Below are 16,754 nucleotides of genomic sequence, written 5' to 3'. Positions count from 1 at the left end.
GGGGACCCGCTGATGCCCAGCGTACTTCCCCTCGGCGACCCGGCGCCGTCGGACGGTCTGCTGCCTCCCCAGGCAGCGGACGGTGCGGCGGCCCGGGCATTCGGCCTGTACGTCCACATTCCGTTCTGTGCGGTGCGCTGCGGCTACTGCGACTTCAACACCTACACTGCCACGGAACTGGGCGGTGGAGCGTCCCAGGACGCGTACGCGCAGACCGCGGTGTCCGAAGTGGCGCTGGCGGCTACCGTGCTGGCTCGTTCCGGGCTGCCGGACCGGAAGCTCGGCACCGTATTTTTCGGCGGCGGCACGCCCACGCTGCTGCCCGCGGATGATCTCGCCATGATCCTTCGGGCTGCCGTCGACCAGTGGGGCATTGAGGATGGTGCTGAGGTCACCACCGAGGCCAACCCGGATTCCGTCACGCCCGAATCCCTTGCCGTCCTCAAGGAGGCCGGCTTCACCAGGGTCTCCTTCGGTATGCAGTCAGCGGTTCCGCACGTCCTCAAGGTCCTGGACCGCACCCATACCCCGAGCCGGGTGCCGCAGGTGGTGCAGTGGGCGCGCGAGGCAGGACTCGCTGTCAGCCTGGACCTGATCTACGGGACGCCGGGGGAGTCGCTGGCCGACTGGCGCCACTCCCTGGAGACCGCGCTCTCCTACGAGCCGGACCACATCAGTGCCTACGCCCTGATCGTCGAGGACGGCACCAAGCTGGCCGCGCAGATGCGCCGAGGCGAAGTTCCGGGGATCGACGACGACGACCACGCGGACAAGTACGAGCTCGCCGACCAGCTGATCACCGAAGCCGGACTCGGCTGGTACGAGGTCAGCAACTGGGCCCGGACCCCGGAACAGGCCTGCCGCCACAACCTCGCCTACTGGCGGGGTGACGACTGGTGGGGCATCGGCCCCGGCGCGCACTCCCACATGGGCGGCGTCCGCTGGTGGAACGTCAAGCACCCGTCCGCCTACGCGAACCGGCTGTCCCAGGGGCTTTCGCCCGCCGCCGGCAGGGAAACCCTTGACGCGGAAACCAGGAACCTGGAGCGGGTCATGCTGGAAGCGCGGCTGCAGACGGGCCTGGATGTCTCAACGCTCAGCGCCGGGGGACGGCACGAGGTGGCCGGTCTGATCGCCGCCGGCCTGGTGGATCCTGCTGCCGCGTTCGGCGGACGCCTGGTCCTTACCCTCAAGGGCAGGCTCCTGGCGGATGCAGTGGTCCGCCGCATCCTGCCGGACTGATTACTTAATCCAGCGCAGGTTGTACTGGTAGCGGTGCGGCTGGCCGCGGTTGACGTGGATCCCCGCTGCCACGGAGAAGCACGTGAGCGCCACCCAGATCAGTGTGGCAATAACCGCGAAAATGTTGCCCACGTAGGGGATGAACACCAGGATGTTGGCCAGCACCGCGGCAATGGTGGGCGGCAGGCTGAAATTCAGCGCTTCCTTGGATTCCTGTGCCGTGAACGGCCCGCGGTCACGGAAGATCAAATAGATCAGCAGCGAGGGGATGCAGCCCAGGATCCCGCCAAAGTGCGCGAGCGTTGCCCACTGCCGGTCTTCGCTGGCCGTCAGCGGCAGGGCGTTGGCGGGGACGCCATGGTACTCGGAACGGCCCTGGCCGTCCCTGTGATCACGTGCGTTTTCTGCCACAGTCTGTTCCTTCGAAGGTGCAAGTGGTGCTGAGTACGAATTCCGGCGCATGCAGTGCCTGGAAAAATGGTGCAGTGCCTCAAAGATAAGGAACCGCACTACCAAGAATACTGGGTCCGGGCCGCATCCCCGCCCTTCAGGGCACGGTCAGGAAATCGATGACCTCCTCAACCCTGCCCAGCAGCGACGGCTCGAGGTCCGCGTACGTTCGGACCGCGCCCAGCAGTTTCTGCCACCCCAGGCCGATGTCTTCCTTGGTTGCGTGGGGCCAGCCGAAAGCCTTCAGGATCCCGGTCTTCCAGTCCTGCCCCCGGGGTACGGCAGGCCATTTGTCGATGCCAAGGACAGCGGGCCGGATCGCCTGCCAGACGTCCACGTAGGGGTGTCCAACGATCAGGACGTTGCCGGCGGCACCCGGGGAGGCCATGACGGCGTCTGCGATGCGGGACTCCTTGGAATCCGGAACCAGATGGTCCACCAGGACGCCGAGCCGCCGGCCGGGCCCGGGCCTGAAGTCCGTGACGGCCGCTGCGAGGTCGTCAATGCCGTGCAGGGGCTCGACGACGATGCCTTCCACCCGGAGGTCGTCTCCCCAGACTTTTTCCACCAGTTCGGCGTCGTGCTTTCCTTCCACCCAGATCCGGCTGGCTTTGGCCACCTGGGCGCGCTGTCCGGCCACCCGTACCGAGCCAGAGGCCGTCCTGCCCGCTGCCGGACCGGCAGTGGCTTGCCGTGGCGCCGGGGGCATCAGCCGGATGGGCTGGCCCTCGAGGAGGAAGCCGAATCCAAGACGGAAGGAACGGGACTTCCCCCTGCGGTCCTCCAGCGCCACCACATGCATTCCGCCGGATTTCTCCACGCGTGTGACGGCCCCCACCCAGCCGGACTGCACTTCCTCAAGCACCATGCCGCGCTCGACAGGGATTTCAGGCAGTTCCGTCCGCGCGGGAGCCGATATGCCGCGTGGGCCCCAGTTCTGGTAGTCCATGGATTCGATCCGCCTAGCGCTAGCTCCTCAGCCCCGGAATTCCGCCCGGGGCGGTACCAATGCTAACAACGGGCCGAGGCATAATAGACTGTTAGCACTTAGGCATGTCGAGTGCTAACCCTGGGTTGCATCGGGAGGGGCATGCGCCCCGAACCATGGATGGAGGTGGAGAGTGAGCGAGCCACGCAAGCTGGAAGTATTGCGGGCCATCGTGGAGGACTACGTCCACTCCCGCGAGCCGGTTGGGTCCAAGGCGTTGGTGGAGCGGCATCATCTTGGCGTCTCCAGCGCCACCATCCGCAACGACATGGCCGCCCTGGAGGACGAGGGTCTGATCACCGCGCCGCATACCAGCGCCGGCCGGATTCCCACCGACAAGGGCTACCGGCTCTTTGTCGACCAGATCTCGGCTGTCAAGCCGCTCTCGGCCGCCGAGCGCCGCGCCATCCAGTCCCTGCTCGAAGGCGCGGACGACCTCGACGACGTGCTGGAACGCACCGTCCGGCTGCTGTCGCAACTGACCAACCAGGTTGCCGTGGTCCAATATCCGCATTTGAGCAGGGCACTTGTCCGCCACATCGAATTCGTCCTGCTTGCCCCCCGCAAGGTCCTCGTGGTCCTGATCGCCAACAGCGGCAAGGTGGAGCAGCGGGTGATCGATGTCGGGCAGGACCTTGGCGACGACGCGCTGGCTGAACTTCGCACCCGGTTCCTTGGCGCACTGGGCGGAACACCGCTGAGCCAACTGGCCAGGGCGCTGCCCGCCGTCGTCGCTTCAACCCCCCACCCGCAGCGGCAGGCCGCACACGCGCTGGCGCTCGGGCTGGAGGGCCTTGCGCAAAACAGCCGTGAAGACCGGATGGTGATGGCAGGGACTGCCAACCTGGCCAGATCCAACGTGGACTTCCCGCTCAGCATCGGCCCGGTGCTCGAGGCGCTCGAGGAGCAGGTGGTGATGCTGAGGCTGTTGAGCGAAATGGCCCAGGACCACCGTGGCGTCGCTGTCAGCATCGGACGGGAGAACCCCTACGACGGCCTTGCCGAGGCCTCCGTAGTGGCCACCGGTTACGGTCCGGACAGCGCCGCGAAAGTAGGGATCCTCGGGCCCACCCGGATGGACTATCCCACCACCATGGCCGCCGTCAGGGCAGTGGCGCGCTACCTTTCCAGGATTTTGGGGCCCTGACTCTTCACCGCCGGAGCCTGTTCCGGCAGGGAAGCAAGAGCCGGGCCGCCCCACTGAACGCAGTACAACAAGGAAGAGATACGAACTTTGAGCAGCCACTATGACGTCCTTGGAGTCTCACCCGAAGCTACGGGCGAAGAAATCAAAAAGGCCTACCGGAAGCTGGCCCGCACCCTTCACCCTGACGTAAACCCCGGTCCGGAGGCGTCAGAACGGTTCAAGGCAGTAACCCACGCCTACGAGGTGCTTTCCGACCCCCAGAAGCGCCGGATCTACGACACCACGGGCAATGAGAACGGCACGGACAACGGCTTCGGCGGAGCGGGCTACGCCGGGCAGGGGTTCGCATTCCAGGACATCTTCGACACCTTCTTCGGCGCAGGCGGCACATCCGGCCCGGCCTCGCGTGTCCGGCGGGGACAGGATGCACTCATCAGCGTGCGGATCGACCTCCGGGACGCGGTATTCGGCGTGAACAAGAAACTCGAAGTGGACACCGCCGTGGTCTGCCCCACCTGTGACGGATCCTGCTGCCGGCCCGGCACCCATCCCGAACGCTGCGACATCTGCGGCGGCAGCGGCCAGGTCCAGCGGGCCGTCCGCTCCATCCTCGGCCAGGTCATGACGGCGGCCCCCTGCGGCACCTGCGAAGGTTTCGGCACGGTCATCAAGGACCCCTGCAACGAGTGCAGCGGCCAGGGCCGTATCCGCAGCCGCCGGTCACTGACCATCAAGGTTCCCGCCGGCGTCGCCACCGGAACCCGGATCCAGCTCTCCGGACAGGGCGAAGCGGGTCCCGCGGGCGGTCCGGCCGGTGACCTGTACGTGGAAATCCGCGTCAACAATGACGCCACCTACGTGCGCGAAGGCGATGACCTGCACGCCACCCTGCACATTCCCATGACGGCCGCTGCCCTGGGTACGGACGTCAGCCTGGAAACCTTCGACGGCACCCAGGAGATCGACGTCAAGCCCGGAACCCAGTCGGGGGAAATCATCACCCTGCGCGGCCTGGGCGTCACGCACCTTCGGGGATACGGCCGCGGCGACCTGAAGGTCCATCTTCAGGTGGACACTCCCGCCAAGCTCGACCCCGCGCAGGAGGACCTGCTGCGCCAACTCGCCAAGCTCCGTGGTGAACAGATCACCGAAGGCAAGCTCGCTGCCAGCGGCGGCATGTTCGCCAAGCTCCGGGACCGGCTCGGTAACCTGTAGCGGTGAGCAACCCCGTCTTCTTCACTCCCGCCGGTTCGCTGGATGGCATGGCTGCCGGTGAAGTCATTGTCCTCGGAGGCGCGGAGGCGCGGCACGCCGTTACTGTCAAGCGGCTGTCTCCCGGCGAGGCGGTGGACATTGTCGACGGCGCCGGCACCCGGATGACCGGAAAGGTGGTAGCCGCTGCCGCCTCGGAACTCGAGGTGGAGTGCGGGAGCCTGAGTTTCGAAGACAGGCCGGCCGTCCGGCTGGTGCTGGTACAGGCCCTGGCCAAGGGGGACCGCGACGAGCTGGCCATTGAGACGGCCACCGAGCTGGGTGTCGACGCCGTCATACCCTGGCAGTCCGAACGGTCCATTGTGCGCTGGAAGGGTGACCGGGCGGCCCGGGCGCACGCCAAATGGGAGTCGTCCGTTGCGGCAGCCGCCAAACAGGCGCGCCGCGCCTGGATTCCCGAGGTGCGGGCCGCCGTCGAAACGGCGGGGCTTTCCGCTGCCGTGGAGGCTGCCGACCTGGCCGTCATCCTCCACGAGGACGCGGTGCGCCCGCTGCGCACGGTCCTTGAGCGGTGGCAGGCTGCTGCGGGCGCCGGGCCCCGTGAAATCCTGCTGATCGTCGGACCGGAGGGCGGCATCAGTCCTCGCGAAGTTACGAAACTCTGCGGCCAGGGCGCCGTGACCGCCCTCCTGGGGCACCACGTCCTGCGGTCCTCCACGGCCGGGCCGGCCGCCGTCGTGCTTGCCAGCGACGTCCTTGGCCGCTGGGCCGCTACCTGACCTTAAAGGACCTTGTGTCCTCGTTCCGGTCAGGTTCTCCGCCGGAACCGGCCTGGGCCATCCGCAGCACGTAGTCGCCCGGCGGAAGGTTGAGAGCCAGCGTAAAGACGCCGGCCTGCCCCTGTTCGGCGGCCGCTGTGGTTTCACCTGCCAGGAAAGGTGCTTTGCTGCCGTTGTCCGGGGCCTGCAGGATCTGCCAGCGGATCTTCGCCCCCGGGGATGTGCTGCGGCCCGTGATCTTCACGCTGCCGCCGGGCATCTCGACGCCCTCCTGGGGATCGATGATCCAGACCGGCGCCACCAGTCCGGCAGCACGGGTCATCAGCGCGCCCAACTGGACTGAGCCAAAGGCGACGTAGTCAGTGTGCCCGTCCACGAGGATCCGGACCCGGACCTGCTGGCCGGTGTCGATCAAACCCGAACTTGCGGCGGCAGCCGTTGCCGTATAGATCAGCTGCTGGATGGCGCGGGCAGCCATGTCTGCGTCCAGATTGCTGTTGAAGGCATCGGCCGAGACGTCCACCGTGATGACGTCCTTGCCGGAGATCGAGGTGGCAAGTTTGTCCGGGTTCTGCCAGGGCGTAAAGAAGTCAGGGTCCAGCGGTTTCTCCGACATCATGGCGCGCAGGGCGCGGGTGACCGGGTTCTCCTGCTCCGGGACGTCGCGGAATTCCCGGTAAAGGAACACATTCCCGCCGCTGCGGCCGATCCAGTAAACCGGCGCCTTGCTCGAGGACTGCGTGGTTTCCAGCGGGGCGCTGGTGGAGAGCGTGTCCGGCATGGTGCCGCCCGTGGCCGGAACCGAGGCAATCGTGCCGGTGGGCGAGGGACCGCCCTCGGCCGTGCAACCGGCCAGGCCCGGAACCAGAACCAGGAGTCCTGCCAGGACGGCGGGGCCCAGGCGGCCCATAGGTCGTCCTGCCCTTTCGGGCACAGAGGTTTCCGGCACTGTCCTGCCCTTGTCCTTTCCTGGCGTGGCGGGCCGATCCCCCTGGCGGCCTGATGCTCCAGCAGATGCTGGATTTCCAGCATTGCACAGCGGCGCGGCCTCCCAGCCGCTCTTTGCCTCCTCCGGCGCAACTGCAACGGGAACGATATGAGGCCGATATGAAGTTGATACCTAAGGCCGCCCCGGGCACCCTCCGGAAGGCTCCTTGCCACTGTTCCGTGGCGGCCCGGTATCCGGCCCGGCCCCGCGCTGGCGTAAGATAAAGGGATCGCTGGGGCAAGGAGCACCGTCCAAGGGGCGCCGGCATCAGCCAATGCAAACAAGTGATGTCGATCTTCGAGGGGACCACGGGCCTGCGGGCCAGCACCATGACTGAATCAGCGAATGGTAAGCGCCGGCTCAACACAGGCGAAGGAAGTCCGGGGGAATTCCCGCACACCCTGCCCGGCACCCGGACCGAAGTAGTCCTCTTCGAGAACTCCGACCAGATGGTTCAATCACTCGGCAGCCATGATGAGGCGCTGCGGTTCATCGAAGACCAGTTCCCGGACGTCAACTTCCATGCCCGCGGCAATGAACTGTCCATCAGCGGCCCCTCCGGTGACGTTCCCCGGATCATGCGGCTCCTCCAGGAGGTCCGCGGCCTCGTGGCCCGCGGCACCGTCATCACGCCTGCGGTGCTGCAGCAGCTGGTGTCCCTCCTGCGCACCCAGTCACTGCAGAATCCCGTGGATGTGCTCACCCACGACATCCTCTCCAGCCGCGGCCGGACCATCCGGCCCAAAACTCTGAACCAGAAGAACTACGTTGACGCCATTGACGCCAACACGGTGATCTTCGGCATCGGTCCCGCCGGCACCGGCAAGACCTACCTCGCCATGGCGAAGGCGGTCCAGGCGCTGCAGCAAAAAGAGGTCAGCCGGATCATCCTCACCCGCCCCGCGGTTGAGGCGGGGGAGCGGCTTGGTTTCCTCCCCGGTACGCTCAGCGACAAGATCGATCCCTATCTCCGGCCGCTCTATGACGCGCTGCACGACATGATGGACCCCGAATCCATTCCGCGTCTCATGGCGGCCGGCACCATCGAAGTGGCGCCCCTTGCCTACATGCGCGGCCGGACCCTTAACGACGCGTTCATCATCCTGGACGAGGCGCAGAACACCACGCCGGAACAGATGAAGATGTTCCTCACCCGGCTCGGTTTCGGGTCCAAGATGGTGGTCACCGGTGACATCACCCAGGTGGACCTGCCCTTCGGGACGCGTTCCGGACTGCGGATCGTGGAGGAAATCCTGCAGGGTATCGACGACGTGAACTTCTCCGTCCTGGACGCCGCCGACGTCGTGCGGCACCGGCTGGTGGGGGACATCGTCAACGCCTACAGCATCTGGGATGAAGTTCAGCGGAACCGGGTCAAGCATTCAGCAAGCCGCGAAAAACGGGGGGAACACACGTGAGCATCGAGGTGAACAACGAGTCCGGCATCGAGGTTGACGAGTCCGGGCTCGTCGCCCTGTCGCGGTACATCTTTGAGCAGCTCTATATCCACCCGCAGGCAGAACTGTCCATCCTCCTGGTGGATGAGCCGGCCATGGAGAAGCTGCACATCGAACTGATGGACGAACCGGGTGCCACGGACGTGCTCTCGGTTCCCATGGACGAATTGACTCCCGGGACGCCTGACCGGCCCACGCCCCAGGGCATGCTGGGCGACATCGCCATCTGCCCCCAGGTGGCAAAGGTCCAGGCCCGGAACGCCGGCCACTCGCTCCAGGACGAGATGCTGTTGCTGACGACGCACGGCATCCTGCACCTGCTGGGCTACGACCATGCCGAGCCGGAGGAGAAGGCGGAGATGTTCGGGCTCCAGCGGGAACTCCTGTCCGGCTTCACCGGCAAAGAAGCACCTGCCGAGACGACCCAGTGACGCAACTGCTCCTGGTCGCGGTGGCATTGGTTTTCCTGGCCGTCGCGGCCCTGCTGACAGCGGCCGAAGCCGCCTTCAGTTTCCTTCCCAGGCACGACGCCGAAGAAGCGCTGCACAAGAGCCGCGGCACGGCCATGCGGCGCATCCTTGCCGAGCCCGTGGCCCACACCCGGGCGCTGCGGTTCTGGCGGGTATGGTTCGAGATGGCCTCCGCGGTGGCCGTCGCCGTCCTGATCGCCAGCCTGCTGGACAACGTGTGGCTCGCCGGACTGGTGGCCACCGGCATCATGGCCCTCCTGGGGTTCGTGATCGTGGGCGTATCACCCCGCCAGCTTGGCAGGCTGCATTCCACTGCCGTGGTCCGCTTCACCGCCCCGATGGTCCGGTTCCTCACGAGCGTGCTCGGACCGATTCCGGGCTGGCTTGTGGCGTTGGGGACTTCGGCGGCCCCCGGAGCGCCGGGCGGTGACGATGCGTTCTTCAGTGAACAGGAGTTCCGCGAACTCGTGGACCGGGCCAGCGAGTCGGACATGATCGAGGACACCGAGGCGGAGATGATCCAGTCGGTCTTCGATTTCGGTGACACCCTGGTGCGGGCCGTCATGGTTCCCAGGACAGATATCGTCAGCATTGACGCCGGCTCCAGCCTGCACGAGGCGATGTCCCTTTTCCTGCGGTCGGGGTACTCCCGGATCCCTGTCATTAACGAAGACACGGACCACATCCTTGGCATCGTCTACCTCAAGGACGTTGCCGCGGTGATCCACCAGCTGGGCGCGGACCAGGAGCCGCCGCTGGTGGAGTCACTGGCCCGCGAGGTGCGCTACGTGCCGGAGTCCAAACCCGTCAGCGACCTCCTGCGCGAACTGCAGAAGGAATCCACGCACGTTGCCATCGTGATCGACGAATACGGCGGTACCGCCGGGCTGGTAACCCTTGAGGACCTGATCGAGGAGATCGTCGGGGAGATCGTCGACGAATACGACACTGAGAGCGCGGAAGCCGTCGCCCTCGGGGACGGGTCCTACCGGGTCAGTGCCCGCATGGGCATTGACGACCTCGGCGAGCTCTTCGACCTGGAAATCCACGACGACGAGGTGGACACCGTGGGCGGCCTCCTGGCCAAGGCACTTGGCCGCGTCCCCATCGTCGGCAGCAGCGTGGAAGTGCAGGGCGTATCGCTGCGGGCGGACCGGCTTGAAGGCCGGCGGAACCGGGTCAGCCACATCATTGCGGCGCCGGTACCAAGAGTAGAGACTGACTTTGAAGGCCTCCTGGAAGAGGCCGAAGCAACCCAGCAGGGAGTTCCACGTGAGCAAGAAAAGTAAGGCTGCGGCCATGGACGACTTCGGCGGCTTCCGCGCCGGGTTTTCGGTCCTCGTCGGCAGGCCCAACGCGGGCAAGTCCACCCTGACCAACGCGCTGGTGGGCAAGAAGGTGGCCATCACGTCCGCCAAGCCGCAGACGACGCGGCACACCATCCGGGGCATCGTGCACCGCGAGGACGCCCAGCTGATCCTGGTGGACACTCCGGGCCTGCACCGTCCCCGCACCCTGCTCGGCAAGCGCCTGAACGACCTCGTCGCGGACACCCTCGCCGAGGTGGACGCCATCGGATTCTGCCTGCCGGCGAACGAGAAGATCGGTCCAGGCGACAAGTTCATCGCCGCCCAGCTTGCCGCCGTCGGCCGCAAGCCGGTGATCGCCATCGTCACCAAGGCTGACCTGGTGGACCGCCAGGCTTTGACCGAGCAGCTGCTTGCAGTGGCGGCACTTGGCCGTGAAGTGCTCGGCGAGGACGGCTGGAAGGACATCGTTCCCGTGTCCGCCACTGACGGCTTCCAGGTGGGAACAGTCGCCGACGTACTGATCAGCCATATGCCGCCGTCGCCTCCCCTGTACCCGGACGGCGAACTCACGGACGAGCCCGAGGCGGTCATGGTGGCGGAACTCATCCGTGAAGCAGCCCTTGAGGGTGTGCGGGACGAGCTTCCCCACTCCCTGGCCGTGGTGGTGGAGGAGATCGTTCCCCGCGAGGACCGGCCGGACGGCAGCCCCCTGCTGGACGTGCGCGTCAACCTCTATGTGGAGCGGCCGTCCCAGAAGGCCATCATCATCGGCAAGGGCGGCAGCCGCCTGCGTGAAGTCGGCACCAACGCCCGCAAAGGCATCGAAGCCCTCCTGGGCACGCGCATCTACCTGGACCTCCACGTCAAGGTGGCCAAGGACTGGCAGCGCGACCCGAAACAGCTGGTCAAACTGGGCTTCTGATCCACGAAAAGAAACGTTCGCAGGAGCCCGGCAGGCAAGAATTCCCGACTGGACCACTAAAATGGACCGGATTTCGTATTTAGAGGAAGGTTCACCACGTGGGTCCAGGCCGCGACAAACGCGACAATGAGGCTGACCTGTCAGCCGGACCGGGACCGGTATCCCGCCACGCGAACGGAGGCGCCGTGGGCGCCGCCCGGCACCTCGGCCCGCTGCGCGGGATGCCGCTGTGGCTCAAAGCTGTCACAGGTGTGGTGGCGCTGGTCCTCGTGGCCGGGATCGCCTTCGCCGGGTTCTGGTTCTTCCGGCTCCAGGCCAACATCTCCAAGGCACCACTGAATGCCGGCGGCGAAAGCACCGAGTCCGCCGGAAATGATGCCACGGGCCGCCTGCAGATCCTGATTCTGGGCTCGGACACACGCGACGGGAAAAACTCGGGATACGGCACTGCCGACGATTCCACCGGCTACGGCAAGTCGGATGTGATGATGCTGATGGATATCTCCGATGACAACAAGCGCGTCAACGTCATCAGCTTTCCGCGCGACCTGCTGGTGGACATTCCTGATTGCAAGGACAGAAAGACGGGCAAGGACTACCCCGCCCGCACCGGTGTCATGATCAACGAGGCCATGAGCGAGGCCGGCATCGGGTGCGCCGTGGACACCGTCAACAAGCTCACCGGCATGCAGGTGGACCACTTCATGATGGCTGACTTCAACGCCGTCAAAGAACTTTCCAATGCTGTGGGCGGAGTGGAAGTCTGCATCAGCGATGCTGTTTACGATCCTGATTCCCAGTTGCGGCTGCCCGCCGGAACGTCGGCGGTGCAGGGTGAGATGGCGCTTGCCTTCCTTCGCACCCGCCATGCATTTGCCGACGGCGGCGATTTGGGCCGCATTAAGGCCCAACAGGGCTTCCTCTCGTCGCTGACCCGCAAGATCAAGGGCGAGGGAACGCTGTCCGACCCGGCGAAGATGTTGAAGATCGCCGACGTCGTGACGCAGAACCTGACCGTGGATGACGGTTTGGCCTCCGTTCCCGCCCTGCTGACCATCGGCAACCGGCTCAAGGACATCGACATCGGCAAGGTCGCGTTTGTGGCGGTGCCCACCACGCCTGCGCCCATAGATCCCAACCGGCTGGTCATCGCCGAGCCTGCGGGCGCACAGCTTTTCTCGGCGATGCGGAAGAACGTGGACCTGACCGACCCCACCGCGCCCACTACGCCGTCACCCTCCGAGACGGCAACGCCATCTGCCGCCCCCACTGAAACTGCCCCGCCGGTGCCGCCCTACAACAAGGCCATCCAGCCGGTGACCGTCGCCAACGGAAGCGGGGTGAACGGCCGTGCCCAGGAAATCGTCCAGGCGCTGGTGTCCGGCGGCTTCACCCAGACAGGCCAGTTCGTGGCGCAGCCCGTGGCCAAGACAGCGGTGTATTACGGCAATGGCTTCGAGGATGTGGCGGCCGATGTCGCAGCGCTGCTGGGAATTCCTGCCACCCTGATGATCCCGGCTCCCGGGGTGTCGGGAGTGCAGGTCTATGTCGGCAGCGACTTCACCACCGGCACGGCCTACGAGGCGGGAGGCGCTCCCGCCGCCGCTTTGCCACAGGACATCGTCAACCAGACCGCCGGGGACAAGGTCTGCCAGCAGGCCAATCCCGAACTGATCGTGCGGCGCTAGCGGCTTTTCGTGCCGCCGTAACCGCAGGCAACAAAAAATGGGCCCCAACGGGGGCCCATTTTTTGTTACCCGGCTACCAGATGCTGACCCTCTCTGCGGGAGGCATCCACATGCCGTCTTCTTCCGTAACGTCGAACGCTTCGTGGAACGGGTCCAGGTTCCTGGCGATGGCGTTGGTCCGGAATTCGTTGGGCGAGTGGGGATCGGTGGCAAGGCGCCGGATGGCCTCTTCCTGCCGGATGACCTGCCGCCAGCCTGCTGCCCAGGAAGCGAAGAAGCGCTGCTCACCGGTCAGCCCGTCCAGGACCTCCGGTTCCCTGCCGTCCAGGCTGATCTGGTAGGCCTTGTAGGCGATGGTCAGGCCCGCCAGGTCCCCAATGTTTTCGCCCAGCGTCAGGCGGCCGTTGACGTGGTGTCCGGGCGCGGCCGTGGGGGAGAGCGAGTCGAACTGGGCCACGAGCCGCGCCGTCAGGGCCTCGAAGGCTTGGCGGTCCTGGTCCGTCCACCAGTTGCGGAGGGCTCCGCCGCCGTCGAACTGTGAGCCCTGGTCATCAAAGCCGTGCCCAATCTCGTGGCCGATCACCGCACCGATGCCGCCGTAGTTGACGGCGTCGTCGGCTTCGGCGGTAAAGAACGGCGGCTGCAGGATGGCTGCCGGGAACACGATTTCGTTCATCATCGGGTGGTAGTACGCGTTGACGGTCTGCGGCGTCATGAGCCACTTGTTCCGGTCCACGGGCTTGCCCACCTCGTCCAGGTGCCTGTCGACGTCGGCATTGTGTGCCCGTTCAACGTTCCCCAGGAGGTCCTCGGGGTCGATCTCCACGGCTGAGTAGTCGATCCACTCGTCCGGGTAGCCGATCTTGGCCCGGAAAGCCTCCAGCTTCCGAAGGGCCTCCGCCTTGGTGTCCCCGCCCATCCAGCCCACGTCGTTGATGCTGCGGCGGTAGGCCTCAATAAGGTTGTCCACCAGGCTCTGCATCCGTGCCTTATGGGATTCGGGGAAATGGCGTGCCACGTAGATCTGGCCGACGGCTTCACCGAGGGCGGCTTCGACGACGCCCACACCGCGCTTCCATCGGTCCTTGTTGCGGGGCGTGCCGCTGATGGTGGTGCCGTAGAAAGCGAAATTGGCGTCCACGAACGCTGAAGACAGGTAAGGTGCGGCGGCGCTGATGACGCGCAGGGCCAGCCACTCCTGCCAGGTTGCCACCGGAACTTCGTCGAGGAGCCCGGCAGCACCCGTAAAGAAGTCAGGGGTGCTCACCACGATCTCCGCACGCTTGTCCGCGTCGATTCCCGCAGCTTCGAACCACGTGGCCAGGTGGGGGAACAGCGCGCCGGCTTCATCCGCCGTCTTCAGGTTGTAGGTCTTCTGCGGATCGCGCAGGGTCACATTGTCCCAGTGGTGGGACGCGAGCTTAGTCTCCAGTTCCACGACCCGCCCGGCCGCACCACGGGGATCGGCTACCCCGGCCAGCTCGAACATCTTTTCCACGTGCGCCGCATAGGCCGACACGATGGGGGCGAACTTCTCTTCCCGGTAGTAGGACTCGTCGGGAAGGCCCAGGCCACCCTGGCCGGTGTACAACAGGACCCGGTCGGGGTTGCCCGCATCCGGGGCCGGGTAGATGTAGAAGAGCCCGCCTACGTCCGCGCGGAACAGCCGGCCCGCCAGGGCAATGAGTTCCGCTGCCGAGCCGGTGGCAAACACTTCGGCGAGCCGCCCGCGGATTGGCTCCATGCCCTTGCCTTCAACGGCCGCTTCGTCCATGAAGCTGTTGTAGAGGCCGCCGATCTTCCGTTCGATCCCGCTCGCGCCTGCACCTTTGGCCGCCGCTTCCTCGATGATGTCCCGGACAGCGATCTCGGACCCGTCGCGAAGAGAGGTGAAGGTTCCCTCCAGGGGCCGGTCGTCGGGAATCTCCGTGGCTTTCAACCAGGCGCCGTTTACGTGCTGGTAAAGGTCATCCTGCGGCCGGACTGTGTGATCAATGGTGGACAGATCGATCCCCGAAATGGGCACTGCAACTCCTTTTGCCGGGACGCCTGGAGCCGGTGGATTACCGGAGGCGTCTGCATGCTGGACTTTACGGACGGTAGTGCCCTTTCATCTTACGCACCCGTGTTACGCTCAAAGAGTGCGTGCAGAGCTCCTTCTCCTTAGCTGCCGCGGCGAGGCCACAGACGCTATCTAGCGCACGGCCCACCCTCGCTGCGGAGTTTGTGTTGCCCGGCCACCCTTTCACTGAAGATCGATAGAAAAGGCCACGAACATCATGCGAAACGCACAAAAGCCCTCAGGAATGCCTGCCCACCGTTACACGCCGTTCCAGGACCAGATCAAAGTCGAACTGCCGGACCGCACGTGGCCGGACAAGGTCATCACCAAGGCCCCGCGGTGGTGCGCAGTTGATCTGCGCGACGGCAACCAGGCCCTGATCGACCCCATGAGCCCGGCCCGCAAGATGAAGATGTTCGACCTGCTGGTGCGCATGGGATACAAGGAAATTGAGGTCGGTTTCCCGTCCGCTTCCCAGACGGACTTTGACTTTGTCCGCCAGCTGATCGAGGGCAACCATATCCCGGACGATGTCACCATCCAGGTCCTGACGCAGGCACGGGAACACTTGATCGAACGGACCTACGAGTCCCTGGTGGGTGCCAAGCAGGCCATCGTCCACCTGTACAATTCCACGTCCGTGCTGCAGCGGCGCGTGGTCTTCAACCAGGACGAAGACGGCATCCTGGACATTGCACTGCAGGGCGCCCGGCTGTGCAGGAAGTACGAGGAAACACTCGCCGACACGCATGTGACCTACGAGTACTCGCCGGAGTCCTTCACGGGCACCGAGCTCGAGTATGCCGTCCGGGTCTGCAACGCCGTCGCCGATGTCTTCGAGGCTTCCGCCGACCGCCAGGTGATCATCAACCTCCCCGCTACGGTGGAAATGGCCACGCCGAACGTCTACGCCGATTCCATTGAGTGGATGAGCCGGCACCTGCACCCGCGCGAGGGCATCATCCTGTCCCTGCACCCGCACAATGACCGTGGAACGGGTGTCGCCGCCGCCGAGCTGGGCTACATGGCCGGCGCAGACCGCATCGAGGGCTGCCTCTTTGGCAACGGCGAACGCACCGGAAACGTGGACCTGGTGACCCTGGGCCTGAACCTGTTCGTCCAGGGCATCGACCCCATGATCGACTTCTCCAACATCGACGACGTCCGACGCACCGTGGAGTACTGCAACCAGCTGCCGGTCCCGGAGCGTTCGCCGTACGGCGGCGACCTGGTGTTTACCGCCTTCTCCGGTTCCCACCAGGACGCCATCAAGAAGGGCTTCGAAGCGCTGGAGCGGGATGCCGCCGCGGCCGGCAAGTCGGTGGACGACTTCACCTGGCAGGTGCCCTACCTCCCCGTGGACCCCAAGGACCTGGGCCGCAGCTACGAGGCCGTGATCCGGGTGAACTCGCAGTCCGGCAAGGGCGGAGTGGCCTACCTGTTGAAGAACGAGCACAGCCTGGACCTGCCGCGCCGGGCACAGATCGAATTCTCGGGCGTCATCCAGCGCCGCACCGACACCGTGGGCGGGGAAGTCAGCGGCGCGCAGCTCTGGCAGATCTTCCAGGACGAGTACCTGCCGTCCGGCCAGTCCGACGGGCAGTGGGGACGCTACTCTCTGGGGGCCGTGAAGACGGAAACAGATGCCGACGGCGGCATGACCCTTCACGCGTCGCTCACCGTCGACGGCGCCCAGGTCAGCCGGACGGGCACCGGCAACGGTCCCATCGCGGCCCTGCTGAACATCCTGCATGAAGACGGCGTGGATGTCCGCGTGCTGGACTACAGCGAGCATGCGCTGTCCGAAGGCGGCAACGCCCTGGCTGCGGCCTACGTTGAATGTGCCGTGGGGGAGCGGGTGCTGTGGGGCGTGGGCATCGACGCCAACACCAGCATGTCGTCCCTCAAGGCCGTGATTTCAGCGGTCAACCGCGCCATCCGCGACGCCCAGGCCTGATACCTGCCGGTGGTGCCGCCTTTCCAACCGGCGGCACCACCATGGCCCGGCAGCATGGTGCCGCGCGGGATGGGAAGATAGA

Annotated in this window: 14 protein-coding genes; 10 read left to right on the top strand and 4 right to left on the bottom strand. The window is 65.7% G+C overall.

What is annotated here, in order from left to right:
• The first annotated feature begins 12 nt into the window (after positions 1-12).
• Positions 13-1,242 (top strand): radical SAM family heme chaperone HemW, encoded by a 1,230-nt coding sequence (gene hemW / locus Q9R31_RS06775; RefSeq protein ID WP_311261968.1) that lies wholly within the window; start codon positions 13-15, stop codon positions 1,240-1,242.
• Here the strand turns inward: hemW and Q9R31_RS06770 are convergent, their stop codons facing one another.
• Positions 1,243-1,653 carry a DUF4870 domain-containing protein gene (locus Q9R31_RS06770; protein ID WP_056336732.1) on the bottom strand — a complete coding sequence of 137 codons (411 nt, stop codon included), beginning with the start codon at positions 1,651-1,653 and terminating at the stop codon, positions 1,243-1,245.
• Positions 1,654-1,789: 136 nt separating this feature from the next.
• Positions 1,790-2,641, bottom strand: a complete 852-nt coding sequence (locus tag Q9R31_RS06765; RefSeq protein WP_311261967.1) for a DUF3097 domain-containing protein — start codon at positions 2,639-2,641, stop codon at positions 1,790-1,792.
• A gap of 172 nt (positions 2,642-2,813) precedes the next feature.
• On the opposite strand from Q9R31_RS06765, the gene hrcA reads away from it, so the two are divergent.
• The 3 genes from hrcA (at position 2,814) to Q9R31_RS06750 (ending at position 5,818) form a co-directional block, all read left to right on the top strand.
• Entirely contained in the window at positions 2,814-3,827 is a 1,014-nt protein-coding gene (hrcA, locus tag Q9R31_RS06760; protein WP_311261966.1) for a heat-inducible transcriptional repressor HrcA, read from the top strand.
• 87 nt (positions 3,828-3,914) lie between these two features.
• Positions 3,915-5,042 (top strand): molecular chaperone DnaJ, encoded by a 1,128-nt coding sequence (gene dnaJ / locus Q9R31_RS06755; RefSeq protein ID WP_311261965.1) that lies wholly within the window; start codon positions 3,915-3,917, stop codon positions 5,040-5,042.
• Positions 5,043-5,044: 2 nt separating this feature from the next.
• Entirely contained in the window at positions 5,045-5,818 is a 774-nt protein-coding gene (locus Q9R31_RS06750; protein WP_311261964.1) for a 16S rRNA (uracil(1498)-N(3))-methyltransferase, read from the top strand.
• Here Q9R31_RS06750 and Q9R31_RS06745 read toward each other — a convergent pair.
• Positions 5,811-6,728: a GerMN domain-containing protein gene (locus Q9R31_RS06745; RefSeq protein WP_311261963.1), complete on the bottom strand. Its 918-nt coding sequence runs from the start codon at positions 6,726-6,728 to the stop codon at positions 5,811-5,813. The two genes, Q9R31_RS06750 and Q9R31_RS06745, sit on opposite strands and share 8 nt — an antisense overlap.
• A 407-nt stretch (positions 6,729-7,135) precedes the next feature.
• Here Q9R31_RS06745 and Q9R31_RS06740 point away from each other — a divergent pair, with 407 nt between their 5' ends.
• From Q9R31_RS06740 to Q9R31_RS06720, 5 genes are all read left to right on the top strand, one after another.
• Positions 7,136-8,224, top strand: a complete 1,089-nt coding sequence (locus Q9R31_RS06740) for a PhoH family protein (RefSeq protein WP_311262197.1) — start codon at positions 7,136-7,138, stop codon at positions 8,222-8,224.
• Positions 8,221-8,694: an rRNA maturation RNase YbeY gene (gene ybeY / locus Q9R31_RS06735; RefSeq protein WP_311261962.1), complete on the top strand. Its 474-nt coding sequence runs from the start codon at positions 8,221-8,223 to the stop codon at positions 8,692-8,694. The genes Q9R31_RS06740 and ybeY overlap by 4 nt, the downstream gene beginning before the upstream one ends.
• Positions 8,691-10,022, top strand: coding sequence for a hemolysin family protein (locus Q9R31_RS06730; protein WP_311261961.1), 1,332 nt, complete (start codon positions 8,691-8,693; stop codon positions 10,020-10,022). Before ybeY ends, Q9R31_RS06730 begins: the two co-directional genes overlap by 4 nt.
• On the top strand, positions 10,006-10,965 hold the full coding sequence (era, locus tag Q9R31_RS06725; protein ID WP_311261960.1) for a GTPase Era: 960 nt from the start codon (positions 10,006-10,008) through the stop codon (positions 10,963-10,965). Before Q9R31_RS06730 ends, era begins: the two co-directional genes overlap by 17 nt.
• A gap of 98 nt (positions 10,966-11,063) precedes the next feature.
• Positions 11,064-12,653 carry an LCP family protein gene (locus tag Q9R31_RS06720; protein ID WP_311261959.1) on the top strand — a complete coding sequence of 530 codons (1,590 nt, stop codon included), beginning with the start codon at positions 11,064-11,066 and terminating at the stop codon, positions 12,651-12,653.
• Positions 12,654-12,726: 73 nt separating this feature from the next.
• On the opposite strand, the gene Q9R31_RS06715 is transcribed toward Q9R31_RS06720, so the two are convergent.
• Positions 12,727-14,679, bottom strand: coding sequence for a M13-type metalloendopeptidase (locus Q9R31_RS06715; protein WP_311261958.1), 1,953 nt, complete (start codon positions 14,677-14,679; stop codon positions 12,727-12,729).
• A gap of 253 nt (positions 14,680-14,932) precedes the next feature.
• Here Q9R31_RS06715 and leuA point away from each other — a divergent pair, with 253 nt between their 5' ends.
• Positions 14,933-16,672, top strand: coding sequence for a 2-isopropylmalate synthase (leuA, locus tag Q9R31_RS06710; RefSeq protein WP_311261957.1), 1,740 nt, complete (start codon positions 14,933-14,935; stop codon positions 16,670-16,672).
• Positions 16,673-16,754 lie beyond the last annotated feature (82 nt).

The organism is Pseudarthrobacter sp. BRE9 (genome assembly GCF_031844305.1).
Lineage (GTDB): Bacteria > Actinomycetota > Actinomycetes > Actinomycetales > Micrococcaceae > Arthrobacter.
The sequence above is the reverse complement of the archived record's forward strand: the minus strand, read 5'-3'. Positions and strand labels throughout refer to the sequence as shown.